21 protein-coding genes and 1 pseudogene are annotated in these 25,131 nt (G+C 41.8%); 16 read left to right on the top strand and 6 right to left on the bottom strand.

What is annotated here, in order from left to right:
* The first annotated feature begins 76 nt into the window (after positions 1-76).
* The gene (gene devC / locus CLI64_RS17295) at positions 77-1,246 is read left to right on the top strand and encodes an ABC transporter permease DevC (RefSeq protein ID WP_103138367.1); all 1,170 of its coding nucleotides are present in this window, start codon (positions 77-79) and stop codon (positions 1,244-1,246) included.
* Positions 1,247-1,389: 143 nt separating this feature from the next.
* A complete protein-coding gene (locus tag CLI64_RS17300; protein WP_103138368.1) occupies positions 1,390-2,106 on the top strand; it encodes a DevA family ABC transporter ATP-binding protein in 717 nt (238 codons plus the stop codon).
* Positions 2,107-2,215: 109 nt separating this feature from the next.
* Here CLI64_RS17300 and CLI64_RS17305 read toward each other — a convergent pair whose 3' ends face one another.
* A complete protein-coding gene (locus tag CLI64_RS17305; protein ID WP_103138369.1) occupies positions 2,216-3,301 on the bottom strand; it encodes an FAD-binding oxidoreductase in 1,086 nt (361 codons plus the stop codon).
* A 223-nt stretch (positions 3,302-3,524) separates the two neighbouring features.
* Positions 3,525-3,983 (bottom strand): photosystem II protein PsbQ, encoded by a 459-nt coding sequence (psbQ, locus tag CLI64_RS17310; RefSeq protein WP_103140772.1) that lies wholly within the window; start codon positions 3,981-3,983, stop codon positions 3,525-3,527.
* A 343-nt stretch (positions 3,984-4,326) separates the two neighbouring features.
* Here psbQ and CLI64_RS17315 point away from each other — a divergent pair, with 343 nt between their 5' ends.
* The gene (locus tag CLI64_RS17315) at positions 4,327-4,755 is read left to right on the top strand and encodes a hypothetical protein (protein WP_103138370.1); all 429 of its coding nucleotides are present in this window, start codon (positions 4,327-4,329) and stop codon (positions 4,753-4,755) included.
* A gap of 152 nt (positions 4,756-4,907) precedes the next feature.
* Here the strand turns inward: CLI64_RS17315 and CLI64_RS17320 are convergent, their stop codons facing one another.
* Positions 4,908-5,300, bottom strand: coding sequence for a thiol-disulfide oxidoreductase DCC family protein (locus tag CLI64_RS17320; RefSeq protein WP_103138371.1), 393 nt, complete (start codon positions 5,298-5,300; stop codon positions 4,908-4,910).
* A 201-nt stretch (positions 5,301-5,501) separates the two neighbouring features.
* Here CLI64_RS17320 and CLI64_RS17325 point away from each other — a divergent pair, with 201 nt between their 5' ends.
* The 3 genes from CLI64_RS17325 to CLI64_RS17335 all read left to right on the top strand — a co-directional run bounded on the left by CLI64_RS17325 (position 5,502) and on the right by CLI64_RS17335 (position 8,428).
* On the top strand, positions 5,502-6,419 hold the full coding sequence (locus CLI64_RS17325) for an AraC family transcriptional regulator (protein ID WP_308418362.1): 918 nt from the start codon (positions 5,502-5,504) through the stop codon (positions 6,417-6,419).
* 503 nt (positions 6,420-6,922) lie between these two features.
* Entirely contained in the window at positions 6,923-7,489 is a 567-nt protein-coding gene (gene dps / locus CLI64_RS17330; RefSeq protein ID WP_103138373.1) for a DNA starvation/stationary phase protection protein Dps, read from the top strand.
* 222 nt (positions 7,490-7,711) lie between these two features.
* Positions 7,712-8,428, top strand: a complete 717-nt coding sequence (locus tag CLI64_RS17335) for a pirin family protein (protein WP_103138374.1) — start codon at positions 7,712-7,714, stop codon at positions 8,426-8,428.
* Between the two features lie 126 nt (positions 8,429-8,554).
* On the opposite strand, the gene CLI64_RS17340 is transcribed toward CLI64_RS17335, so the two are convergent.
* Positions 8,555-9,013, bottom strand: a complete 459-nt coding sequence (locus tag CLI64_RS17340; RefSeq protein WP_103138375.1) for a MerR family transcriptional regulator — start codon at positions 9,011-9,013, stop codon at positions 8,555-8,557.
* A gap of 44 nt (positions 9,014-9,057) precedes the next feature.
* Between CLI64_RS17340 and CLI64_RS17345 the strand changes: the two genes are divergently transcribed.
* From CLI64_RS17345 to CLI64_RS17370, 6 genes are all read left to right on the top strand, one after another.
* Positions 9,058-9,876 carry an SDR family oxidoreductase gene (locus tag CLI64_RS17345; protein ID WP_103138376.1) on the top strand — a complete coding sequence of 273 codons (819 nt, stop codon included), beginning with the start codon at positions 9,058-9,060 and terminating at the stop codon, positions 9,874-9,876.
* Positions 9,876-10,865, top strand: coding sequence for an NAD-dependent epimerase/dehydratase family protein (locus tag CLI64_RS17350; RefSeq protein ID WP_225977375.1), 990 nt, complete (start codon positions 9,876-9,878; stop codon positions 10,863-10,865). The genes CLI64_RS17345 and CLI64_RS17350 overlap by 1 nt, the downstream gene beginning before the upstream one ends.
* A gap of 387 nt (positions 10,866-11,252) precedes the next feature.
* Positions 11,253-12,107, top strand: coding sequence for an AraC family transcriptional regulator (locus tag CLI64_RS17355; protein ID WP_103138378.1), 855 nt, complete (start codon positions 11,253-11,255; stop codon positions 12,105-12,107).
* Between the two features lie 149 nt (positions 12,108-12,256).
* The gene (locus CLI64_RS17360; RefSeq protein WP_103138379.1) at positions 12,257-12,853 is read left to right on the top strand and encodes a hypothetical protein; all 597 of its coding nucleotides are present in this window, start codon (positions 12,257-12,259) and stop codon (positions 12,851-12,853) included.
* Positions 12,854-13,331: 478 nt separating this feature from the next.
* A complete protein-coding gene (locus CLI64_RS17365) occupies positions 13,332-14,651 on the top strand; it encodes an efflux RND transporter periplasmic adaptor subunit (protein WP_103138380.1) in 1,320 nt (439 codons plus the stop codon).
* A gap of 208 nt (positions 14,652-14,859) precedes the next feature.
* Positions 14,860-18,075 carry an efflux RND transporter permease subunit gene (locus CLI64_RS17370; RefSeq protein ID WP_103138381.1) on the top strand — a complete coding sequence of 1,072 codons (3,216 nt, stop codon included), beginning with the start codon at positions 14,860-14,862 and terminating at the stop codon, positions 18,073-18,075.
* 78 nt (positions 18,076-18,153) lie between these two features.
* On the opposite strand, the pseudogene CLI64_RS17375 reads toward CLI64_RS17370, so the two are convergent.
* Both CLI64_RS17375 and CLI64_RS17380 read right to left on the bottom strand, forming a co-directional pair.
* Positions 18,154-18,426: pseudogene (locus CLI64_RS17375) on the bottom strand (flagellar assembly protein H); the annotation flags it as partial.
* A complete protein-coding gene (locus CLI64_RS17380; protein ID WP_103138382.1) occupies positions 18,419-19,231 on the bottom strand; it encodes an Rpn family recombination-promoting nuclease/putative transposase in 813 nt (270 codons plus the stop codon). The gene CLI64_RS17380 and the pseudogene CLI64_RS17375, both read right to left, overlap by 8 nt.
* A gap of 261 nt (positions 19,232-19,492) precedes the next feature.
* Between CLI64_RS17380 and CLI64_RS17385 the strand changes: the two genes are divergently transcribed.
* The 4 genes from CLI64_RS17385 to CLI64_RS17400 all read left to right on the top strand — a co-directional run bounded on the left by CLI64_RS17385 (position 19,493) and on the right by CLI64_RS17400 (position 24,964).
* Positions 19,493-20,233, top strand: a complete 741-nt coding sequence (locus CLI64_RS17385; RefSeq protein ID WP_103138383.1) for an SDR family oxidoreductase — start codon at positions 19,493-19,495, stop codon at positions 20,231-20,233.
* A gap of 170 nt (positions 20,234-20,403) precedes the next feature.
* A complete protein-coding gene (locus CLI64_RS17390) occupies positions 20,404-21,483 on the top strand; it encodes an alkene reductase (protein WP_103140773.1) in 1,080 nt (359 codons plus the stop codon).
* Positions 21,484-22,232: 749 nt separating this feature from the next.
* Positions 22,233-22,946: a rubrerythrin family protein gene (locus CLI64_RS17395; RefSeq protein ID WP_103138384.1), complete on the top strand. Its 714-nt coding sequence runs from the start codon at positions 22,233-22,235 to the stop codon at positions 22,944-22,946.
* Between the two features lie 236 nt (positions 22,947-23,182).
* On the top strand, positions 23,183-24,964 hold the full coding sequence (locus CLI64_RS17400; protein WP_103138385.1) for an ABC transporter ATP-binding protein: 1,782 nt from the start codon (positions 23,183-23,185) through the stop codon (positions 24,962-24,964).
* The last annotated feature ends 167 nt before the right edge of the window (positions 24,965-25,131 follow it).

Genomic DNA, 25,131 nt, shown 5'->3' on the forward strand with positions numbered 1-25,131 from the left:
GTGCAGAGGAGAATTTACTTTCATACCCAATGCCCAATGCCCAATCCCTAGTCCCCAATCTCCAATCCCCAAAATTATGTTCCAACAACTACAAAGCCGTACACCCTTGGGATGGCTACAACTTAGCCATAATAAAAACCGCTTACTTGTGGCTTTAGCTGGTATTGCCTTTGCTGATGTGCTGATTTTTATGCAGCTTGGCTTTCAAAATGCCTTGTATGACAGCAACACCCGCCTCAATCGTACCTTTATTGCTGACATCATATTAATTAGCCCCCAAAGTCGTAATATGCAAAACTTAGCTACCTTCTCACGGCGGCGACTTTTGCAAGCGGCAGATGTACCTGGTGTTAAGTCAGCAGAGGGTTTATATATTGGTTCACTGACTTGGAAAAATCCCCAAACTCGGCGTAAAACTACAGTACAAGCAATTGGATTTAATCCTGAACAACCAGCCTTAAATGTACCAGAAATCAACAGTCAGCTAAATAAAATTAAATTACCAGATACCTTCCTCTTTGACAGAGGAGCTAGGGGAGAATACGAAAAAGTTTTTCAACAAGTAGATACAGGTCAAATTGTCACCACAGAAGTAGATAAACGCACCATTACCATTGGAGGATTATTTAAATTAGGTGCATCTTTTGGTGCCGATGGTACTTTAATTTCAAGCGATGAAAACTTCCTGCGGTTATTTCCTAGAAGACAATCAGGGAGTATTAGCTTAGGCTTAATTAATGTTAAATCAGGCTATGACCCTCAACAGGTAGCTGCAAATTTAAAATCATACTTAAAGAGTGAAGATATCAAAGTATTGACTCGTGCAGAATATATCAAAATGGAGGAAGACTATTGGAAAACAGAAAGCCCCATTGGGTTTATTTTTGGTTTAGGCGTATCAATGGGTTTCATTGTGGGTGTGATTATTGTTTATCAAGTCCTTTCCACAGATGTTAATGCTCATATGAAAGAATATGCCACATTTAAAGCAATGGGATACCGCAATTCTTATTTATTAGGAGTAATTTTTGAAGAGGCAATCATATTAGCAGTATTAGGTTTTATTCCTGGGTTCATTGTGCCGTTAGGACTGTATAGTTTAGCAGCCAACGCTACAAACTTACCAATATATATGACTGCTGTGAGAGCCATAGTAGTTTTGTTATTAACAATTATTATGTGTACCATCTCTGGTGCAGTAGCCACTCAAAAATTGCAATCGGCTGACCCAGCAGATATGTTTTAAATGAGGAAATAAGTGACAGTGATCATAAAATCACTAATGACTAATGTACGGGCGGGTTTAGCTAAAAATCTGTTTGACAACAGGAATATCTCACAGAACCCGCCCCTACTGACTATTGACTATTGACTATTGACTAATAACTAATGACTAATAACTTTGAACCTGTAATTACTATTGAGAACCTGGATCATTACTTTGGTGGTGGTCAACTCCGCAAACAGGTTTTATTTAATATCAACTTGGAAATTAATGCAGGTGAAATTGTGATTATGACAGGGCCTTCGGGTTCTGGGAAAACTACCCTGCTGACTTTGGTCGGTGGTTTGCGTTCTGCCCAGTCTGGTAGTTTGCGAGTCTTAGGGCAAGAACTATGTAATGCTAGTAGCGGCAAATTAACCCAAGCGCGACGCAATAACGGTTACATTTTCCAAGCACATAACCTACATGGTAGTTTGACAGCCATTCAAAATGTCCGTATGGGTTTAGAAGTGCAAGGAAAAATGTCACCCCAGGAAATGCTGACGCGATCGCAGCAGATGTTAGAAGCAGTAGGATTAGGGCATCGACTAAATTACTACCCAGATAGCCTATCAGGAGGACAAAAGCAACGAGTAGCGATCGCCCGTGCTTTAGTCAACCAGCCCAAAATTGTCCTAGCCGACGAACCCACAGCCGCCCTAGATAAACAATCCGGCCGGGATGTTGTGGAACTCATGCAAAAACTAGCCAAAGAGCAACACTGCACCATTTTGTTAGTCACCCACGACAACCGCATTTTAGACATAGCCGACAGAATCGTTTACATGGAAGATGGTCATCTCGTTTCCGTAGGTGAGAGGGAGCAGAAGGTGGGGGTGTAAGGGTTTGAGGGTGTGGGGGTGTGGGGGTGTGGGAGGTGTGGGGGGACAAGGGAGAGACAAGGGAGAGCAGGGGAAGAAAAGCTAATGACTAAGGACTAATGACTAATAACTAATGACTAATAACTTTTTCCCTAATCATAGTGGCGGTGGCTGGAGCAAGTAAAACGCCGTTACGATAATGTCCTGTTGCTAGTAGGACATTGTTTAATCCTGGTAGTTCGCCAATGACTGGGGCGGGGCGACCTTCAGGACGTGGACGTAAACCTGACCAAGTGCGGACGATTTTGGCGGTAGCTAATTCTGGACAAAAGGCGATCGCTTGCTGTCTGACTGACTCTAATAATTCTTGATTGGCGGGAATCTCATCGCTATCTGTAGGAAATTCCACTGTCGCACCTATCCAATAATCTCCACCACCAATGGGGACGATATGTACATCATTACCGTTGATAGCTGGTTGAAAGTCAGGATTACCTAACAAATGTCCTAGAGATACTTGTAGGGCTTGTCCCAGCACCGGACGAATATCTATTTTTTGATTTAACTGGGCTGTTAAGGCAGTAGAACCCAACCCAGCCGAGATAATCACCCAATCGGCCAGAAATTTACCTGCTGTTGTTTCTATAGAGTTACATTTGCAATTTTCTGGTGTACCGATACCTAAAACATTTACACCAAACTGAAAATTTACGCCTTTTTGTTGGGCTGCTTCTACTAAAGCCAAAGTCAAGGCTGTGGGGTCGAGTTGGCGGTCTTGAGGAGAATAGACAGCACCAATTACTTGAGGATGATCAACCTGGGGACAGATACTTTTAAGTTTCGCCTTGTCCCAGATTTCCAATTGCCAACCTTGGGAGTGACGAATTTCTACTAAACTTTCCCAACCTGCTAAATTTTCCGCCTCTAAACACAAACTGAGAATACCTTGACGGTTAAAAGGGATGGTACGTCCTGTTAATGCTTCCAACTCAGGAATCAAAGTTTCATAACGTTGAATACTAGCTTGTCGCAATCGCCAAGCCTTACCTTTAACCTTATGACTAATTACCCCTACCAAAACACCCAAAGCCGCACCAGTAGAAGCCTGTGCAGGGGGTTGTTTGTCAAATACCGTAACGTTGAGTCCTGAGACTTGGCTAAGTTCATAGGCGATCGCCGCACCAACCACGCCACAACCAATAATCACTACATTCATAACTTTTGCTGACAATCAAGTTAGGGAATAGGGCTAATCAATTCAAAATTCAAAATTCAAAATTAAAGAATTTGGGGCATTGGGCATTGGAATAAAATCTACCTTGTCTACCTTGTCTCCTTGTCCCATTCCCTATTCCCTATTCCCCATTCCCCATTCCCCATTCCCCATTCCCCATTCCCCATTCCCCAACCCCCATTCCCCATTCCCTACTCTAACTAGCTTATGATTCGCTGCTGGTAGCAGGGATTAGTTGGAGGAATTTATCAACGTCAGCGAAAGCAGCTTTATAGTTACTTAAGGCCAGTTGAGTATTACCAGCACTAGCTGCCTGATCAATTTTTACCAGATGACCAAGTAAATCTTTGTTGATTTGCCGGGCTGTGGATTGTTCCTTGGGCAGTAGGTTGGGTGTGATGTAAGTCATACTCAGTCTAGCTTCTGCCATTGGCCCGTGGATAAAATTACCCACATCAATCCACTCACCTTTTTGAATCAGGGTTTTCAGTTCGTCTGCGCGATCGCGCACAGCTTGAATTTCAGGGGAATGTACCTGAATTTTCTCAAGTTGAGCAGATGTGTAAGTCGGAGGTACAACTGCGGTAGTAGGGCCACCGCAACTAACTAAAAATGTTGCTACAAGTGCGATAAGTATTGAAATGATTGAGCGTTGACGCGCCATACACTGAAATTGGTTGGTTTCTTTTTGCTGATTCACAGTGTAATTTTATATCGCTGAGGCAATTTATCGTTCCTACCAGCAAAGGATTTTGTAGAAATTTTTTGATATTTCTCTATCCTCTTTCCTACAAAAAGCTCAGGATGAGCTATTTTTAGAAAAATATTAAGTACAATTACTTAATATTAGGAATTAGGTATCAAGGATTGGAAATTGGGAAATCAGCAGAAAAAGTCACCATAACAAGATATTTTACCTTTTAACTTTTTACTTCCCAGTCCCCAGTCCCTAATCCCCAGTCCCCACTCCCACCTTTTAAGTCCGTTCCAATCAAGGAGTGTTTTTCGTGAATGCAGCTGAACAGGCAACTAACCTTGAACTCGCCAGCAAGATTGCTACAGCAGTTAACTTGTTCAAATTCGAGTTTCCTGATGCCAAATCAGATTTAAAACCCTGGAAAAATGACCCAGACACCAGAGAATTAGTTGATCCAGATTCTATAGACATTGGGTTTCATTTTCCTGGTGTGAGTAAATCTTGGCGCAGTCGCAGTATTTTAATTCAAATCCGGTTTCACCAAGACCCCATCACGAAATCACGAAGAGCTATTGGCTTAGAAGCAGCTGGTTTTGATCACCGTGGCGAAGTTTGGCGGTTGTCTACGATAGAAACGTGGGATTTCGTCGGTGAATCACTACCTTCCATTGAAATCGCAGACAAACTAAAACAGGTGTGTCGGCAAATTCTAGAAGTATTTAATAGAGATAGTCATTAGTCAATAGTCATTAGTCATTAGTCATTAGTCATTAGTCATTAGTCATTAGTCATTAGTTTTTTCCCTTGTCTACCTTGTCTACCTTGTCTACCTTGTCACCCAGTCCCCAATCCCCAGTCCCCAGTCCCCAATCCCCAATCCCCAATCCCCAGCTAACAATCCACACAGTAAACCGATTGATATGTGCTATCACGTTTACCGAAGATAGTATAACGATTATCTCGAATTTGTTCGTAGAAGCGATCGCCTGCCCATTTTGCTCCGGGTAAGGCTCGATACGCATCTACGAATATGCTGCCAAGGGGCAACAAGCGACCAATCTCTTCGGCGGCATCACTACCTTGCCAAAGTCTCTCAGGTGCATTGGCATCTATTAAAATCATGCCTTGTTGACAATTTTGTTCTGTAATACCCCATTGCTTTAAGCTTTGCTCATCCTGCATGGGAACATAGCGCAACAGTTTTCCTTGGTCTAGAGTCTCTAGTAGCTGTACCAGAGTAACGCAGAGATTACAGTCACCATCGTAAATTAAGTAATAATTCATTCTTAAAAACCATCTTTCTTATTAACAATTTTATGCAAAATATCTTAAGATATGGTTAATTAATGCAATTCAATGCAATTAAGTATTACTTCATTGGTAAATTCTTGTAAATACGCGCCGTAACCAATTGTCTTGAAGTTGTTGAAATTCTAGAGTAGCTTTTGAAACAAGAACATAAAAACTTGTGGGTGAGAGGGTGAGATGATGATGTCAGAAAAGAAAATAGTGAGTGTCGATTTTGCTCAAGAAGATTCCTATAGTGAAATTCTACCGCGATCGCCACATATTTCTAGTTACCATCAAAAGTGGGAAGGCTTACGCTTTGACGTTCATCAACAGCCTGGCCACGAAACCCCAGAACACCTTCTGCAACAACACGCCATTACTATCAGCCTAGAACCTATTATCAATAAGGCAGAGCGAGTATTTGACGGAAATCTACAATCAGAAAATATTGCCAATGGTGATGTCGCCATCATACCTGCTCATATCAATCACATATCACGCTGGCAATCACCAGCTGAGTTTATAGTTATCGGCATCGAACCAGCGTTTTTGAAACGGGTAGCGATTGAAACAGGAGATTGGCAGGAATATGACATCAAACCACGCTTTGCTGCCCCAGATCCATTAATTCACCACATCGGGCTAGCACTCAAATCAGAACTAGAATTTCATGATCAAAGTAGCCGCATTTATATTGAATCTTTGACGAATACACTCTGTGTCCATATACTCAAACATTATTGTGTAGCAAGTGCTAATAATCTTTATTACGCCAAAGATAAAGGTCTTTCGAGTTGGAAGCTCAAACAAGCTATTGCTTATATTAATGACAACCTGGAGCAAGATTTAGCTTTAGCAGAAATTGCCGCGATAGTGGATATGAGTATGTACCATTTTTCGCGCTTATTCAAACAATCAACAGGTTTAGCTCCACATCAATACGTGATGAATTGCAGAATCGAGAGAGCCAAAAAACTTCTGATTCAGACTAACCAACCCATCGAAAAAATCTGTGAGCAAATTGGCTTTCAAAGTCAAAGTCACTTCACTAATGTGTTTCGTAAACTCACAGGTATCACACCCAGAGCATACAGAGAGCAAACTAAAATTTAAATATTTCCTACGGAGGGGACTGGGGATTGGGGACTGGGGACTGGGGACTGGGAAAGTAGGGAAAAATAACTTCCCACTCATCACCGGCTAAATTCCGCGCTACCGCTAACAGCACTCATCACTCATCACCGGCTAAACGCCGCACTACCGCTAACAGCACTCAGCACTCATCACTCATCACCGGCTAAACGCCGCGCTACCGCTAACAGCACGGGCTAAACGCCCCGCTTCCGCTAACAGCACTCAGCACTATATATTCAAAACTTGCAGCAAAATTATACAATCGGCGATCGCCTGTCTGGTGGTAAATTTAGTATCATAGATAGCCATCATAGTTAAATTTACGGCAAAAATGACATTTAAATAGCATATCTAGCCGTTTTAGTCATCTGTCATTAGCCTTTTTGCTTTTATGGCAGTATCTATCGTCAGAGCGTTTCTGAAAATCTGCTATTCACAATAGTATTTGTAGAGTGAATTCTGACCAGCCACTAAGTATAATCATGAGTAAAAATACTCTATCAACACGTTTGTACCCTACTCGCATTGACATTCCTGCTGAAGTCAGAGAGCAAGTTGCCAGCCTTCTCAACCAAACTTTAGCAGCAACTTTAGACTTAAAAACTCAAGCTAAACAAGCTCATTGGAATGTGAAAGGGACTGATTTTTATCAGTTACACGAATTATTTGATGAACTAGCAAGCGAGTTAGAAGAGTTTGTTGACATGGTGGCAGAACGAGTCACCGCTTTAGGTGGATATGCCGTCGGCACAGCTCGCAAAGCTGCTGAAAACTCCATCTTGCCAGAATATCCCTTTGATATTTTGGATGGACAAGAACACGTAGCAGCTTTAGCAGACCGCTTTGCACCCTATGCCAAGCATATCCGAGAAGCGATCGCTAAAACCGATGAATTAGGTGATGCTGATACTGCTGACCTTTACACAGAGGTTTCCCGCACCATTGATAAACGGTTATGGTTCTTAGAAGCACATCTGCAAGCATCAGCAGTCAAAAACGGAAATGGTACAGCTAGTGCTAAAACTCCACAAACAGCTGCACTGAAGTAAATATTTCTGAAAGAATTTCTGCTTGTAAATCCCATAGTATCCTTTTGGTAAGTACGCCACTTTTAAGTGCGTACTTTTCATTTTATTGGTATATATTCTAATATTTAGATAGTTCAAATTCAGACAGAAAACTTAGGAAATTAACCAGTTAAAGATTAATTGAAATGCGCTAAAAGATTCGTCTTTTTGAATATTAAAAACATTAGAAAGCGAGGTAAATATATGGCTCCTAATACCGTTAACTACCTAATTCATGGTCGCAGCGATCGCGGTCGCAGTCACACTGGTTGGCTCGATAGTTATCACACATTTTCCTTCAGCAGTTTTTATGATCCCAATCGCATGGGATTCCGTTCTCTCAGAGTAATTAACGATGACCGCATTGCACCCGGTGCAGGATTTCCTACTCACGGACATCGGGACATGGAAATTTTGACCTATGTGCTATCAGGTGCAGTGGAACACAAAGATAGTTTGGGTACAGGCTCAGTTATTCGTCCTGGTGACGTTCAAATTATGAGTGCTGGTACTGGCATCTACCACAGTGAATTTAATCATTCCCAAACTGAACCACTCCACCTCTTACAAATCTGGATTTTACCTGATCAACAAGGACTAGCACCCAGATATGAACAAAAAGCTTTTTCTGCTGAAGAAAAACGCGGTCAAATCCGTTTAGTTGCAGCTAAAGATGGACGTGATGGTGCTGTTACTATTCACCAAGACGTAGATATCTACGCCTCTGTTTTAGAACCAGGTGATGTAGTGAATTATCATCTCAAACCAAATCGTCATGCTTGGTTACAAATTGCTCAAGGTGTTGCAACTTTGCATGGAGAAGAATTAAGAGCAGGTGATGGTGTGCAAATCAATGGCGAAGAAAAGTTAGAAATTGGTACTAGCATTGGTACAGAATTTCTACTGTTTGATTTAGCTTAAGGCGGAATCCATAACGGCTCCTAGAACTCTGACTGATGATAGAATTAGGAGTTCTAAGTTCTCAAGATAAGTAACATCTTATAGTTTTAGTAGCATGAATATTATTCATGCTATTTTTTTGACTATTTAATGTAATTTCTCTTCACTACTTTTTTGATACTCTTGATTGAGCTTCTCTATTTGATTCTGGGTGATGGTGTTGCGCTTGGTAGTCAAATATTGCTGAATCTCTTTAAGTTGTTGAATTTTTGTGGCGATTTCCTCAAGTTTAGAATCAATTATTTTTAACTTTTCAGATGTCGGCATAGAAACACTTCCCCAAGTATCCATGAGATACTTCATTTCATTAAGTGTGAACCCCAGGGATTTACCCTGTTTGATCATGACGATTCGATCTAGTGCTTCTTGACTAAATTCCATGTAGGTTCTTGTTCCGGCTTGGCGTACTTGCGCTGTAATGAGTCCCAGTTTTTCGTAAAAACGTAGTGTGTCTTTTGATAATCCCGTTCTCTTGGATAATTCACCAATTAACATTACAACAACCTCAATCTTCTCAAAATCTCTTGACTGTGGAGTATAGTCCATAGTTTACGCTGCTTGATATCAACTCTTAAGCAGCGATATCAAGTATGAATAAAACCGTTTTAATTACAGGTGCTTCCAGTGGAATTGGTGAAGCCACCGCACAGTATTTTCTGCAAAAAGGTTGGAACGTGTCAGCAACGATGCGATTACCGACTAAAGCCGATACTTTGAAAACTGCACCCAATATCATTTATCCCCGGCTAGATGTTACAGTCCCCGCAACCATCAAAGCCGCTATAGATGAAACACTTGCACAATTTGGGCGAATTGATGTGTTAGTCAATAATGCTGGATATGCCTTAATGGGGCCATTGGAAGGAGTGACATCTGAACAATTACAACAACAGTTTCAGACCAATTTTTTCGGACTGGTAAATACAATTCAAGCCATTTTGCCAATTTTTCGTCACCAGAAAGGAGGCACAATCATCAATGTTGCATCAATTGGTGGTCGTCTTGCCTTTCCTCTTACTTCCTCTTATCATGCGACAAAATGGGCAGTAGAAGGACTATCTGAGTCGTTATCTTATGAGTTACAACGTTTTGGAATTCAGGTGAAAATCATTGAACCAGGTGGGATTAAAACCAATTTTATTCATCGTGGTACTGTTTGGGTAAGTCATCCTGATTACACCATGATGATAGAAAACATGAACAGCTTTATGAAAAGAATAGATGCTGCGCTCCCTGGGCCTGAAGGAGTTGCTAGAAGTATTTATCAAGCCGCAAATGATCGCTCAGGTAGACTGCGTTATTCACCTTACGGCGAGACTTTTTTTTGGTTGCACGCCTTGCTTCCTCAACCAGTATGGCGATCGCTCATCAGCAACATCATGCTGGGAAAAAGTTGGAGGAGAGCCTAATGAAAGCTTTTGTGACAGGTGGTTCTGGGTTTGTTGGTCGCTGTATGATTACGATGCTGCGTGATCGAGGAGATGAAGTTGTGGCTTTGGCGCGATCGGAGCAAACAGCAAAACAAGTGACTCAATTAGGAGCTAAAGCCGTCCGGGGTGATCTGCTCAATCAACAAGCAATGATTCAAGGAATGCAAGGTTGCGACATTGTATTTCATATTGCAGGCTATTTAAGCAGTTGGGGGAAATACGAAGATTTCTACAAAACCAATGTTGTAGGAACTGAGTGTGCGCTAGCGGCTGCACAAGCGGCGAATGTTCCTTGCTTTGTTCAAATTGGTGCATCGGCTACTGTTTTCAATAGCCAACCTCTATCTCAAGTTGACGAATCATACCCTCTCCAGCAACCTCAATTTTCGCCTTACATTGCTACAAAAAGTATTGCTGAACAAAAAGTCATTGCAGCCAATCGGCCGGGATTTAGAACTTCTGTAGTTCGTCCCTCTTGGATTTGGGGGAACGGCGACCATGCTTTACCTCAATTAGTAAAAGCAGTCAAAACTCGACAATTTGTCTGGATTGATCAGGGCAATTATCCTTATATGACAACTCATGTTGCCAATGTCTGTCATGGGGCAATTTTAGCAGCCGAACGGAGTCCTGGAGGACAATCCTACTTTCTGAGTGATGGAGATGTGGTGCAGTTTCGTATATGGTTGACGACATTACTCCAAATTGCTGGAGTCAAACCAACTAACTTGAGTATCCCTAGATGGCTGGCTTGGAATATCGCCCTATTGGTGGAAACAATTTGGACAATCACGCAACGCCAAGATGTTCCACCGATTACTCGTACGATGATTAGGTTAATCGGTCAGGAATTAACATTTAGCGATAGTAAAGCACGATTAGAAATTGATTATGCTCCTATTGTGAGTCGTGATTTTGGGTTAGCCGAATTGGCAAATTTTATAAATAATCTCTGTGGGAAGATATAAACTATAGCCTGCTGAAGTGAAGAGGGTTAGACTCATGCTAGGCTGTTGACTTTGATGGAATTTGGGGTTTTTTAGTTCATACTATTTTTATGTCCGTGCAAAATCTCTCTGGTGTCATTGCGAGGGTTCGTGTTAGCGTCTCCATCAGGAGAAGCGAAGCAATCGCAAAGTCTCTGGGATTGCTACCATGCGGGAACACTTGTCTGCGACACACTACGCGAACGTGAACGCTTCGCTCTTTACGAGACACTTCGCGAACGCAATGACAGAACATAAATTGTGTATGAATTTTGACCTCTTAAAAAGCCACAGAGTCAACAGCGTAGACTTATTCTGAGTTATGTTCTCTGATAAATTAGAAACAGTCAACTAAACTCAAAAATAAAGGTGTCTGCACCAGAAATTCCCCAGCATTTACATCTGCTTTCCAGTGATGCAGCCGGATGGGACGGTTTGCACCTCATTTATGAGCTTGAACCAGCCGATGAAATGCCGGAAATTAATTTGCATCAGCATTTTATTGTGATCTGCCAAGATAATGTGCGCGTAGGATGGCTGTTAAATGGCAGGTGGCAATATATTGACTATACTGCTGGGGATATGATGATTTTTCCTGCAAATCAACTCCTTCCGAGAGCGCAAGTTGAATCAGAAGTGGGATTAATTGAATTATTCTTAGAGCCAGAGACTTTAGCTCGTGCTGTTCGTGAATATATCGATGTAGACAAAATTGAACTTGTACCGCATTTACAGTTGCGTGATCCCTTAATTCAGCAAATGGGAATGGCACTGAAAACTGAGTTAGAAATAGGAAAAGCTGACAGTAAACTTTATGCAGATTCAATGTCTACAGCACTTTCTGCCCATTTATTGCGGCGATACGCATCACACAAACCGCAAAATCAAAACTGTAATAATGGCTTACCTAAGTATAAATTAAACGCTGCAATTGATTACATCAATGCACATTTAGACCAAAATTTAACCTTGGACAAAATTGCCGCTTCAGTTTATCTGAGTTCCCATTATTTTGCGAGTTTATTTAAACAATCTACAGGGATGACACCATATCAATATGTGACAAAATGCCGAATTGAAAAGGCTAAACAGTTACTACGAAAACATGATTTACCCTTAGTAGAAATTTGTCAGCAAGTAGGCTTTCAAAATCAAAGCCATTTCACCAGAGTCTTTCGTCAACATACCGCTACAACACCAAAAGCCTATCGAGATGGAATTTGATTAGAGGTAGGGAGCAAAGGAAAATTAAGTTTAACTAGGCTTTTTTCTCGTGATTCGGAAGATTAGAACATTTTTCGGTAGGATAGGCAAGACAGGAACAGTCAGCGATCGCTAAACTCAGTACCTATCGTCAAAAATTTCGCAAAATTATGACAGGTACTAAATTTTCTGGGCAAGGATGGAATATTGTCGGTTTCTCTACCCTGGCGATTGGTGCGATGATGACTGTGATTTTTCTGTTCCAGGGTATTGATGAGGCGGGAATGCGGATGGCGATTCGAGCAACTGCGCGTACTTCCTGTATCTTATTTATTGCAGCTTTTGTGGCTGCTGCTTTACGTAGAATTTGGTCAAATACTTATACTGCTTGGCTGTTGAAAAATCGCCGCTATTTTGGTCTTGCAATGGCAGTATCCCATACATACCACGCGATCGCCTGGACTGGTTTGTGGTTTGTGACATCTGGCCACAGTCCTCAGTTTGGTGTCCCGGCAATTTTAGGTTATGTTTTCCTAGCGGCTATGACTCTCACTTCCTTTCGTCGTTTGGCTAATTTATTAAGTCAACGTGTTTGGCAGATTTTACACACTACGGGAATGTACTACTTTTGGTTAGCTTTTACCGTAGAATTTGGTCTAAAACTGACCCAATCACCATTGATTTATTTACCTTTTTTCAGTTTATTAGTGTTAGCTATGTTGCTGCGTTTTTTACCTGTGAACAAACACAGAAAGTTAGCTAGTTAACATTAATGGCGGCGGGGTTTTTAAAATTATACCTGTCCAGAGAAAATATAGTTATTAACATCATATTTGCTCACACCTTAACTAAAAATGAAATAGAAAATTTGTAGAGATGTTTAATAAAACACCTCTACATTTGCCCTTTACTACTTATTGTTTTGTTCTGCTGTTAATCATGAACATTTTTTTGAATTTTCGAGGAAAATTTTATTCTTTTTTCAGTATTAAATCAAAAAAGATATCAATCGTAAAATTAGATAATTTGACGCTAAAAAGAATGAGACATAGCGATCGCTTGACTGTAAACTATCATTTATCATTCACCTTTAGGTAGATTAGGGAATCACCATAAGAAAGTATATTTGGGTCTAATAGCACAAAATGGAGCCAAAATCTTCATGCTAAATCTGTAAAATCAATGCCAAACTTTCCTTTGTGGATTCACTTCTAGTCAACTTGTTTTGTAGGTTTGCTCTTAGCTATGTCATCCCCTGAATCTCAAACCAATTCTCCAGACAATTTTCCCCAATCATCCTATGATCCACCCCCAGAAAACCGCCGGGGATTGCGGTTATTGATAGCTGGTATGTTGCTGTTGGTTGGTGGAACAGCCGCAGTTTGGCGATTATTGACTCCTGTAAATCCAGCACCAGCTGCTAATGCTCAACCATCAGGGGTAAGAGTTAAAGTTGCACCAGTCCAAGTAGGAACAATTGAAGACAGTACAGATTTTGTCGCTAGCTTAGAATCCCGGCTGTCCGTAAAGCTGCAACCGAGAATTCAAGGGCAAGTTACCCAAATATACGTCAGATCAGGAGATGCGATCGCCGCAGGTGCAGCCGTCATGCAAATCGACCCCAGACAGCAACAAGCTGCACTACTAGGGAACGATGCCGCCGCCGATGCAGCTAGAGCGCAGTTAGAAAACGCCTATGCTACCCTCAGATCCCTAGAAGCCGAAAGATTATCTAATTTAGCTGATTTACGCTTAAATCAGCAGGATTATCAAAGATACACGACTTTAGCAACCCAAGGGGCAGTTTCCCGACAAACTAAAGACCAAGCAGCCAACAAACTGTCAATAGCCCAAGCTAATCTCAGAGCCATAGATTCGAGGATTCAAGCCCAAAAAGCCAGCATCGCCCAAGCCCAAAAAACTTGGCAGCAAGCACAGACAAACACAGCCCAACAACAATTCCAACTGCAATATTACAGAATTACTGCCCCCTTTTCGGGAACTGTGGGCAATATTCCCGTAAAACTGGGTGATTTCGTTACCACATCTACACAATTAGCCACCATCACCCAAAACCAACCTTTAGAAGTTAATGTCTCCGTCCCCTTGGAACGAGCCTCCCAACTACGTAAGGGAATGCCTGTAGAGATTATGAATCCCCAAGGTCAAGTTTTGGGTACAAGCAGAGTATTTTTCATTGCTCCTAACGCCACCAACGACACCCAAACCGTCCTCATTAAAGCCATCTACCCAAATTCTAATAATCAACTCAGAGCCGACCAACTAATCAGAGCTAGAGTAATTTGGAATCAACGTCCAGGGGTATTAATTCCCACAACAGCCATATCACGCATTGCTGGTAATACCTTTGTCTATGTTGCTCAAACAGAAACATCGCCCCAAGGAGGATCGCAATTAGTCGCCCGTCAAAAACGTGTGCAACTGGGCGATATTCGTCGCAATAACTATCAAGTCCTTTCAGGGTTACAACCACAGGATAAAATTATCGTCTCAGGCTTGCTCAATCTCCAAGACGGCGCGCCAATTGTGCCTGATTCTTTTTAGGGAATGGGGAATGGGGAATGGGGGACAAGGGGGACAAGAGACCTATTGCATAAATCTTTTTTTGCCTCACGCAAAGGCGCAAAGACGCAAAGAAAGACGCTTGAATCATTACTTTTGCAAGGTGTCTAAGGTAGACAAGGATCATTTTACCTCAATGCCCTATGCCCAATTCCCCATTCCCAATGCCCAATGCCCCATTCCCTAATATATGTTTGTTAACTTTTTTATTAAACGACCAGTATTTACCAGCGTCTGCGCCATTATCATTTTTTTGGTGGGTGCAATTAGTATCCCGACGCTACCGACTGATAGATATCCCGAAATTAGTCCTACACAAATTATTGTTAATGCTAACTACACTGGGGCAAGTGCGGAAGTTGTAGAAAAGACGGTGACTAGTGTCTTGGAACGCCAAATTAATGGGGTGCAAGGCATGAAGTATATAACTTCTAGCAGTAGCAATGACGGAACTAGTACGATTACTGTCACCTTTGACGCATCACGGGATAAGGATATTGCGGCTGTTGATGTGCAGAATCGTATCTCTCTAGCACAATCACAGTTACCAGAAGCAGTGCAGCGTACTGGGGTGACTGTGAAGAAACAATCTAATAATCTTTTGCTGGCGATGGGTTTGTATAGCGATCGCCAAGAATACGACAATATATTTTTAAGTAACTACGCTGATTTATATTTAGTTGATGCCCTCAAAAGAATTGATGGTGTCAGTGAGGCGCAGATTTTTGGGGAACGTCGTTATGCGATGCGCCTCTGGCTTGACCCTAATCGCTTGGCTAGTCGTAATTTGACAGCCCAAGATGTAATTGATGCCCTAGATGAACAAAATATTCAAATCGGTGCCGGACAAATCGGTCAGCCACCAGTTCCGTCTGATTTGATGTATCAAATTGATTTAACAGCAGTTAGTAGATTAACTGATGTATCGGAATTTGAAAATATTGTCCTGAAAACGGGTGCAGATGGTTCATTGATTACCTTTAAGGATATCGGCCGGGCAGAATTAGGAGCAGAAAACTATAATTCTTTCCTGCGTTTTCGGGGCAAAGACGGCGTAGGAATTGGCATATTTCCTTTACCTGGGAGTAACGCCATAGAAGTCGCTAAAGCTGTGCGCTTGGAAATGGCACGCTTGGCGAAAAGTTTTCCCCCAGGGATGGAATATCAAGTGGCGTTTGATACCACTGACTTTGTAGAAGCATCTTTAGTAGAAGTAGTGATTACTCTCCTACAAGCGATCGCCCTGGTTGTTTTAGTCATATTTCTCTTTCTCCAAGATTGGCGGACTACCCTAATTCCCGTCATTACCATTCCTCTGTCGTTGATTGGGACTTTCGCATTTATTAAAGTTTTTGGTTTTTCTATCAATACCTTGACCCTGTTTGGCATGACTCTCGCTACAGGGATGGTAGTAGATGATGCCATTATCGTGGTCGAAAATGTCTCCCGCCTGATTCAAAACCAGGGAATGTCACCCCGTCAAGCAGCTTCGGCAACAATGCGGGAGTTATTCGGGGCAGTAATTGCGACATCATTAGTATTAATGGCAGTGTTTGTACCAGTGGCTTTTTTCCCTGGTGCAACAGGTCAAATTTATCGCCAGTTTGCGTTAACTATTGCCTTTTCTATTGGCATTTCTACCTTTTTGGCTGTCACCCTCACCCCCACTTTATCAGCTTTATTACTCCGCGCTAAACCGAAACCACGGGGGATATTTGGCTGGTTTTTTGGACGGATTAACTGGTTTTTAGAGGCAATGCAGAGACAATATGAGCGATCGCTGTATTTTTTATACCGTGTAAGAGCGATCATGATTGGGTTATTTGTCGCCTCCTTAGTATTCACAGGTTGGTTATATGTCACCGTTCCCACAGCCTTTATCCCCGATGAAGACCAAGGTTATTTCATTACCATTATTCAAGCCCCAGAGGGGGTTTCTCTCAATTACACCAGCAAAGTCATGACCGAGGTAGAAACGGAAATTCTGAAATTACCGGAAGTAACTGGTACTTTCGCGCTCGGTGGTTTTAGTTTTAGCGGTAATACTGCTAATAGTGGTGTAATTTTTACCACTCTCAAACCTTGGAATGAACGCCGACAATCAGAACACTCAGCCAACGCCATTATTAACAAGTTGCAGGGAGTATTATCAAATATTCCTGAAGCGCAGATTTTTCCTGTCAACCCACCATCAATTGACGGCTTGGGAAATTTCGGTGGTTTCCAATTCCAACTGCAAGATAGATCAGGAACTACCGATTTAAACACCATGCTGGAAGTGATGGGAAAAATCATCGCCCAAGGTAATCAAACCCCTGGCTTGCAAGGTGTGTTTAGCACCTTTAACGCCAACACACCCCAGATGTTAATTACCGTAGACCGCAACAAAGCTAAAGTTTTACAAGTCCCCGTAGACGATATATTTAAAACCCTGCAAAGTTATATGGGTTCACAATACGTCAACGACTTTAATTTTCTCTCACGCACCTATCGGGTATATGTGCAAGCTGATGCCAAGTTCCGTTCTGAACCTGGGGATATTGGCAAGTTATATGTGCGTTCCGAAACTGGGAAAATGATTCCCTTGAGTAACTTAGTTAAGTTAACACCTACAACTGGCGCGCAAACTATCAACCACTATAACCTGTTCCGGTCGATAGAAATCAACGGCGGTGCTGCACCTGGCTTCAGTTCTGGACAAGCGATCGCCGCAATGGAAAACTTAGCCCAAACCATCCTCCCAGCCAGTATGGGCTACGAATGGTCAGGAATCACCACCGAAGAACAAACTTCTGGAGGACAAGCACCACTAATTTTTGGTCTAGGATTAATCTTCGTATTTTTGGTACTAGCCGCCCAATACGAAAACTATGTAGACCCCTTAATTATTATGCTGTCCGTCCCTTTAGCAATTTTGGGAGCATTAATAGCCCAATCATTGCGGGGTTTGAGTAACGATGTCTTTTGTCAGGTGGGGTTAGTCATGCTGATTGGTTTAGCCAGTAAAAACGCAATTTTGATTGTGGAATTTGCTAACCAACTGCGTGATCAAGGCTTACCCATCACCAAAGCCGCCATCCAAGCAGCACAAGAACGCCTCCGCCCGATTTTGATGACAGCATTATCTACATTGTTGGGGATTTTTCCCCTATTAATTGCCGTTGGTGCAGGTGCAGCCAGCCGTCAATCATTGGGGACAGCCGTATTTGGCGGAATGTTCGTGGCAACGTTCTTAAGTTTGTTTGTCGTGCCAATACTATATATAGTGATTAGTAAAATGCGCGATCGCATCAAACCCCGTCGTCAGCCTCCCCTTACAGGTTCTCATCCAGAAGACAAAATACCCTCCTTTATACCGTTCAACTTTAAGGTTGATACAGATAGCAAGCGTAGGGAGCAAGAATAGTGATTGATTTATTAATTTCCTGAAATGGTGTTAATTGTCTGTAAATATGTTTGCTTGGTGCGTAACGGCAATTTGAATTTATTGGTGATGTTTTGAATCTAAGTTAGGATTCAGAGATTCTTGCCGTGCTATTAGTCGGACTGGTACGGCATCTAAGTCTAACGCCTGTGCTATCTGTTCTACAGTTAAACCCAGTGCTAACAATTTAGGTATAGCTTCTAATTTGGCTTCCTGTTTACCTTCTAGTTTGCCTTCTAGTTTCGCTTCCTGATAAACCCGCGTTTACTTTAACTCACTTAAACCAAACATTCCTTCTATCTCCTGGCGACTCATTTGCGGAAATTTATAAACCTGCTACTTGCTGGACTTGTGTAACATCTAAGTCTAAAGCTTGTGCTATCTGTTCTACAGTTAAACCCAGTGCTAACAGTTTAGGTACAGCTTCTAATTTTGCTTGTATACGTCCTTTTTGTTCACCTTTTTGTTCACCTTTTCGTTCACCTTCTTCTAAAGCTTCTTGATAAACCCGTGTTTGTTTTAACTCACTTAAACCAAACATTGCTTCTATCTCCTGACGACTCATTTGTGGAAATTTATAAACTAAGATTGTCTCTATTAATTCTAGTAACTGTTTTTGTGGTAGTTGCGAATTCTGTGCTTGCTGGGTGCGGTTAATTAATTCCTTAGCCGTGTTAATGGCTGTATCTTCCCCCTCAATTACTAATTTTATCGTAGCAATGCCTATGGGTAGTGATTCAGCTTCGCCTAGTTCATCTAAATAGATGATCTTGATACGCTGACTCTCAAAGAATTCTAAGAAATCTTCCTTCTCTGCTATATCTATATCTCTGCTAGGATAAATTACTACTCCCCGCCAAGGATTTTGGCGTTTGTTTTGGCGTAAGTATAAGGAAATTTCAGAAATCAGGCGCAGGTAAATATCTTCATCTGCTTGAAATTGCACTTCCACAAAATAAATCGGGCTTTTTTGCTCTTGGTTGGGGAGAAATACACCGTCAATTCTGAAAGCTGTTTGTTTGATTTCAACAGAAGCAAATCGATAGATGTTGGCGGTTTCGGGAGGGTTGCCAATTAGTTCAAAGAAAATGCTGGGGAATTGTTGGAATAGGCGATAAAATATGCTGTCGGTTTTCACGCAGAGGTTTTAGCTGCTTCTTGGCTAAGGTAATTTTATCATGATTGATATTACCTATGTTTGCCAGGTGCGTGACAGCAATTTGAATATATGGATGATGTTTTAAATCTTATCGTTGCCGTCACACACCCTACATTACTAACGTTCATTCTTTCACTGTTCCCTGTTCCCGCCCTATTGGAGTTTGTCAAAAACAGACAAGCTTTTAAATTTATTTAGGGGTATTGTTAATGTTGAATTTTGAATGCGGAGCAAAGCAACATGACAGGTTTAGCTGGGAAGGTTGCAATTGTGACAGGTGCATCACGGGGAATTGGACGAGCGATCGCACTGACTTTAGCTAGTCAAGGCGCATCCGTAGTAGTAAACTATGCAGGCAGAGCCGATAAAGCCCAAGAAGTCGTCACAGAAATAGACAAAATGGGAGTTAAGGCGATCGCAGTGCAAGCAGATGTTAGCAAAGTAGCTGATATTGAGAGATTATTTGCAGAAACTATGGCTCAATTTGGCAAAGTTGATATTTTAGTCAACAATGCCGGGACAATCGTTTATAAACCCATCACAGAAATTACCGAAGCAGACTTTGACAAGATTTATGCAGTCAACGTCAAAGGTACTTTCTTCGCCTGTCAGCAAGCTGCACGCCACATGACAGAAGGGGGAAGAATTATTAACTTTTCCTCCTCTACCACAGCTTTGATGCTACCTACTTATAGCGCGTATGTAGCAACTAAAGGTGCAGTCGAACAGATATCACGAGTATTAGCAAAAGAGTTAGGCGCGAAAAATATCGCCGTGAACGTAGTATCACCAGGCCCCACAGCTACAGAATTGTTTTTAGACGGCAAAACGGAAGAACAAATCAACCGTCTATCTCAAATGGCTGTCTTTGGTAGGTTGGGCGATGCTCAAGAAATAGCCGATGTCGTAGCCTTTTTAGCAAGTGATGCAGCTAGATGGATCACGGCTCAAAACATTCGCGTCAACGGCGGGATTATCTAAACTAAGCAAGAACTTTGATTTACGTCTATTCCAGTTAAGAACAAAAATATTTTCGTTTTAAACAAGATTATTGTTGTTCAAAACCAGAAAATTTGAGTTGAGAACACGAACATTCATGTTTGCAACGAGAAACTTCGAGTTCCAATGCCCAATTCCCAATTCCCCAAACCATGAACCTATTTACACCAGTTCAACTAGGGTCATACACTCTACCCAACCGGATTGTTATGGCTCCCATGACACGCTTACGAGCAATAGACAACATCCCAAATGCACTGATGGCAGAATATTATGCTCAACGAGCCAGTGCAGGATTGATTGTGACGGAATGTACAGCCATTTCACCCTTAAGTTTAGGCTATATCAACTGTCCAGGGATTTATACAGACGCACAAATTGACGGATGGCGGTTAGTCACAGATGCAGTTCATGAACAAGGGGGACGTATCTTTGTACAACTATGGCATTCTGGAAGAGTTGCTCATCCTGCCTTATTGGGTGGAGAATTACCAGTAGCACCAAGTGCGATCGCTGGAGTAGGTTCACTGCACACACCCATCGGTAAAGTTGCTTTAGAAACTCCCCACGCTTTAGAAATTACAGAAATCGGCGAAATTGTCGAACAATTCCGTCAGGGTGCAGTCAATGCTTTAGCTGCTGGCTTTGATGGTGTAGAATTACACGGTGCATTCGGCTATTTAATCGACCAATTTATCCAAGATGGTTCAAACCAGCGTACAGATGAATATGGCGGCTCAGTAGAAAATCGTAGCCGCTTTGTCTTAGAAGTAGTAGAAGCAGTTAGCGGTGTGCTAGGAGGCGGTAGAGTTGGGATTAAACTTTCCCCCAGTAACACTTTCTACGGGATGTCCGACTCCAACCCCAAAGAAACATTTACTTATGTAGTGAAAGCTCTGAATCCCTTCGATTTAGCCTATGTCCACATGATGGAACCTAACGAAGTGGATTTATCAACTCGTGAAGTGATGAATCCCGTCACACCCCATTTCCGCCAAATCTTCCAAGGGACATTAATTACCAACGGTGGTTATGATCACGAAACCGCAGACAACATTCTCAGCAAAAACGATGCAGATTTAGTATCGTTTGGCAAATTGTTTATTGCTAACCCCGACTTACCCCAAAGATTCAAACTTAACGCCGAATTAAACACCCCAGATCCCAGAACATTCTACGGAGCAGAAGCCACAGGATATACAGATTATCCCTTTTTAGTTGAGAGTAAGTGAATAGCACGACCAAGTAGAACAACTTGAAAAAACCAAACTATGCTACGTAACGTAAAAATACTAGGATTTAGTTCGTAGTAAGGACTAAAGTCCTTTTGTGTTAAATCAATTGTCAAAAACCTTTCTTCCTCAAGAGAGGTTTTTTCTTGAAAAGAGATTCTTATTGATACAACAAAAATTTAAGATTTATTACTTAAGAAAATTTGCTAATGGTAAAAACACTTATCATTAGTTTTTCTAAAGTATTTTACGCAAAAATCAGTAAATTCACTGAAATGTTTTCTTGATTATTCAGATAAACTCAGGTATCTCCTGAGTTATTACTTACTTGGTTTTACATAGTAGTATTAATTCCATAATTGCCTAATCATTGCACCTACTCGTTAGGTGCATTTGTTTTGGGAGTGATTTACCTAAGTGGAACAGGTTATACCAATTTGCAACGATGCTCCCGCCCCGCTTCTCTACGAGACACTTCGCGAACGCGATGACAGAACATAAATTGTGCATGACTTTTGACCTTTTAAAAAGCCACAAAGTCAACAGTCTACCCTCTGCCCTCTGCCTCTTATCGATGCTTTCCCATGCTGATACAGCAATTTTCCTGTCGCGGTTAATAAAACAGGTAAATAAAGATGGACTGAAAAATTTGGATAAAAAGTTGTAAATTATACAATTGTTACTTCATACACTCAAATTTTGAGTCCAGACTTTACCCATAGATATTACTTTTCAGGTATCTAAAAATTATGGATCTTTCAAACTTTACTACTCTGCAAAATCTAGAAGCTGCTTTTGGTGGCGAATCAATGGCAAACCGGAAATATCTATTTTTTGCTGAAGTAGCGCGTAAACTGGGTTTTAAAGATTTAGCCAAACTATTTCGTGAAACCGCAGAACAGGAAACTGAACACGCCTTTGCCCATTTTGAATTGTTACACCCAGAATTAGTGGTGGAAGATCCAGCAGCTTTGACTGATGAACAAAAGCGGGAAATTGTTTCTCGTTGCTTATCTTTAGCCATTGAGGGCGAAACTTACGAATACACTACCATGTATCCTGATTTTGCCGCAGCAGCCCAACGAGATCGCGACAATCCCGCCGCCGAAGAATTTCTCAAGCAAGCACAAGAATCTGGCGAACACGCCGACACTTTCCGCGCCGCCGCCCACCGTTTTGGCTTATTGAAATTCATCGAAAATTACCACGCCGATCGCTATACTGAAGCTTTAGAAGTGATTAACGGTGGACAACCTGTAACTAGAGTAGCCAGTGATGATCCCAACACCCGTAAATGGATTTGCAGACAATGCAGCATGATTTACGATCCTGTAATCGGTGATCCTGATTCTGGGATTGCCCCAGGTACACCCTTTGAAGCGATTCCCGATGATTGGCAATGTCCAATTTGTGGTGCTACCAAAAAGACATTTATTCCCCTTGAGGAAAAAACGGCCGCTTAGAGGGTGAGGGATTGGGGACTGGGGATTGGGGACAAGGTAGACAAGGTAGACAAGGTAGACAAGGTAGACAAGGTAGATAAGGTAGAATTTACTTCTCAACTTAGCACTCATCACTCATTACTCATTACTCATTACTCATCAAGGATTATTCCCTATTACATATTGCCTATTCGCTTGTAAGCTTTCATACTCGTTGTTAAGACAAAATTTTCACAGCAAATCAGGGAGAAATTCCAGTGATTGCACCATCACAACCCCAGGAAAATTCCTCAAATCAAGCAATCTGGCGTGTTTTGGGGAGTTTGAGAAATTATGGCTTGATTTCTCTGGGGGCTTTGCTAAGTTTATTACTGTTGACAGTTGTTTATGCGATAACTCCGCAACTATTTCGTTGGGGAATAGACGAGGGAATTGCCAAGAGAAATTTACAGATAGTTTTATATAGTGCAGCATGGATGGTAGTGGCAGCGATCGCGCGTGGTGTATTTAGTTTTGGTGAAAGTTATCTGGCAGAAGCAGTATCTCAAGGTGTCGCCTATGACTTACGCAATAAAATTTTCAGCAAAATTCAAAATCTGAGTTTTAGCTATCATGATCAGTCCCAGACATCACAACTGTTAACTCGCGTTACCAGTGATATTGAACTCGTCCGTACATTTATCGGGACTAGTTTGATTCAAGTCATAGCTGGAGTTGTAACATTGGTGGTGGTGGCGGTACTTTTGCTGGTGATGAATTGGGAATTAGCGTTAATTTCCCTGACAGTAGTACCGGTAGCTTCTTGGTTAATGGCGCGATTTGTCATCGGTAATGATAAATTGTTCGGACAGATCCAGGAACGGCTAGGTAGTCTCAATGCTGTATTACAAGAGAACCTGATTGGTATTAGAGTCGTTAAAGCCTTTGTGCGGGAATCGGCGGAAAAATCCCGTTATACCAGGCTCAATGATGAATTAGTCTCTGCCAACATGAAGACTATCCGCGCCATCCGCAATACATTTCCGTTTATCTTTCTTTTGAGTAATTTAGTGACGTTGGCGGTGTTTGGTTATGGTGGGGCGCAAGTTATTGGTAATAGATTTTCCATTGGCGAACTAGTGGCGTTTAACTCCTACTTAGTGTTGCTTTTTCAGCCCATTTTGCTGATTGGCTTTGCTGCACCTGCGATCGCTCAAGCTGCTGCTTCCGCTACAAGAGTTTACGAAGTAGTAGACGCTACAATCGAGATTCGCGATCGCCCAGATGCGATCGCCTTTGATACCTGTGGCGGTAGAATCACCTTTGAAAACGTCTCTTTTCGTTATCCTGGCGCAGCCATCGAAACTTTAAAGAATGTATCTTTTGAAACTAGACCTAAAGAACTAATTGCCGTCTTGGGAATGACAGGTTCCGGCAAAAGTACGATTATGAACCTGATTCCCCGCTTTTATGATGTCACCGAGGGCGCGATTCGTATTGATGGTAGAGATGTCAAAAATTTTACCCTCAAAAGTTTGAGAAACCACATTGGCATTGTATTTCAAGAAAGTACATTATTTGCCGGTACAATTCGCGAAAATATTGCCTATGCTAAACCTAATGCACCATTAGAAGCAGTCATTGAGGTAGCCAAAACTGCCCAAATTCATGATTTCATTACCAGTCTGCCAGATGGCTACGAGACAATTGTTGGTGAACGTGGCGTAGGGTTATCTGGTGGACAGAAACAACGGATTGCGATCGCGCGGACTTTACTTACCGACTACAGTATTTTAATTTTGGATGATAGTACCTCTGCGGTTGATGCCAAAACTGCCAGCGAAATCCAAGCCGCATTAGATGAGATGATGCGCCGCAAAGCCTGTGTAACTTTTGTTGTCGCCCAACGCATTAGCACCGTCAAAAACGCTGACCGAATTTTTCTCATAGACAAAGGAAAATTAGTAGCCCAAGGCACACATGAAGAATTAATGCAAACCAGCCCACTTTATGGAGCGATTTTAGAATCTCAAGTGAAGAAACAAGGCGTAAACGTGTAAAGGAGACGAAGTAATGAGTGCTGTTAGCGGAAGCGGGGCGTTGAGCAGCGTGCTGAGTAATAAGTAATAAGTAATAAGTAATGAGTAATGAGTAATGAGTGCTGTTAGCTTTCTTCGCGGCGTTTAGCCGGTGCTGAGTAATAACTAATGACTAATGACTAATGACT

Source organism: Nostoc sp. CENA543, from assembly GCF_002896875.1.
Classification (GTDB): domain Bacteria; phylum Cyanobacteriota; class Cyanobacteriia; order Cyanobacteriales; family Nostocaceae; genus Trichormus.

What these genes read in the sequence shown, in the direction of transcription:
- CLI64_RS17345 (WP_103138376.1), top strand. Translation starts at nt 9,058, where the DNA reads ATGAATAAAACCGTTTTAATTACAGGTGCTTCCAGTGGAATTGGTGAA.
- CLI64_RS17365 (WP_103138380.1), top strand. Translation starts at nt 13,332, where the DNA reads ATGTCATCCCCTGAATCTCAAACCAATTCTCCAGACAATTTTCCCCAA.
- dps (WP_103138373.1), top strand. Translation starts at nt 6,923, where the DNA reads ATGAGTAAAAATACTCTATCAACACGTTTGTACCCTACTCGCATTGAC.
- CLI64_RS17360 (WP_103138379.1), top strand. Translation starts at nt 12,257, where the DNA reads ATGACAGGTACTAAATTTTCTGGGCAAGGATGGAATATTGTCGGTTTC.
- CLI64_RS17325 (WP_308418362.1), top strand. Translation starts at nt 5,502, where the DNA reads ATGATGATGTCAGAAAAGAAAATAGTGAGTGTCGATTTTGCTCAAGAA.
- CLI64_RS17300 (WP_103138368.1), top strand. Translation starts at nt 1,390, where the DNA reads ATGACTAATAACTTTGAACCTGTAATTACTATTGAGAACCTGGATCAT.
- CLI64_RS17320 (WP_103138371.1), bottom strand. Translation starts at nt 5,300, where the DNA reads ATGAATTATTACTTAATTTACGATGGTGACTGTAATCTCTGCGTTACT.
- CLI64_RS17350 (WP_225977375.1), top strand. Translation starts at nt 9,876, where the DNA reads ATGAAAGCTTTTGTGACAGGTGGTTCTGGGTTTGTTGGTCGCTGTATG.
- CLI64_RS17395 (WP_103138384.1), top strand. Translation starts at nt 22,233, where the DNA reads ATGGATCTTTCAAACTTTACTACTCTGCAAAATCTAGAAGCTGCTTTT.
- psbQ (WP_103140772.1), bottom strand. Translation starts at nt 3,983, where the DNA reads ATGGCGCGTCAACGCTCAATCATTTCAATACTTATCGCACTTGTAGCA.
- CLI64_RS17340 (WP_103138375.1), bottom strand. Translation starts at nt 9,013, where the DNA reads ATGGACTATACTCCACAGTCAAGAGATTTTGAGAAGATTGAGGTTGTT.
- CLI64_RS17335 (WP_103138374.1), top strand. Translation starts at nt 7,712, where the DNA reads ATGGCTCCTAATACCGTTAACTACCTAATTCATGGTCGCAGCGATCGC.
- CLI64_RS17390 (WP_103140773.1), top strand. Translation starts at nt 20,404, where the DNA reads ATGAACCTATTTACACCAGTTCAACTAGGGTCATACACTCTACCCAAC.
- devC (WP_103138367.1), top strand. Translation starts at nt 77, where the DNA reads ATGTTCCAACAACTACAAAGCCGTACACCCTTGGGATGGCTACAACTT.
- CLI64_RS17385 (WP_103138383.1), top strand. Translation starts at nt 19,493, where the DNA reads ATGACAGGTTTAGCTGGGAAGGTTGCAATTGTGACAGGTGCATCACGG.
- CLI64_RS17305 (WP_103138369.1), bottom strand. Translation starts at nt 3,301, where the DNA reads ATGAATGTAGTGATTATTGGTTGTGGCGTGGTTGGTGCGGCGATCGCC.
- CLI64_RS17370 (WP_103138381.1), top strand. Translation starts at nt 14,860, where the DNA reads ATGTTTGTTAACTTTTTTATTAAACGACCAGTATTTACCAGCGTCTGC.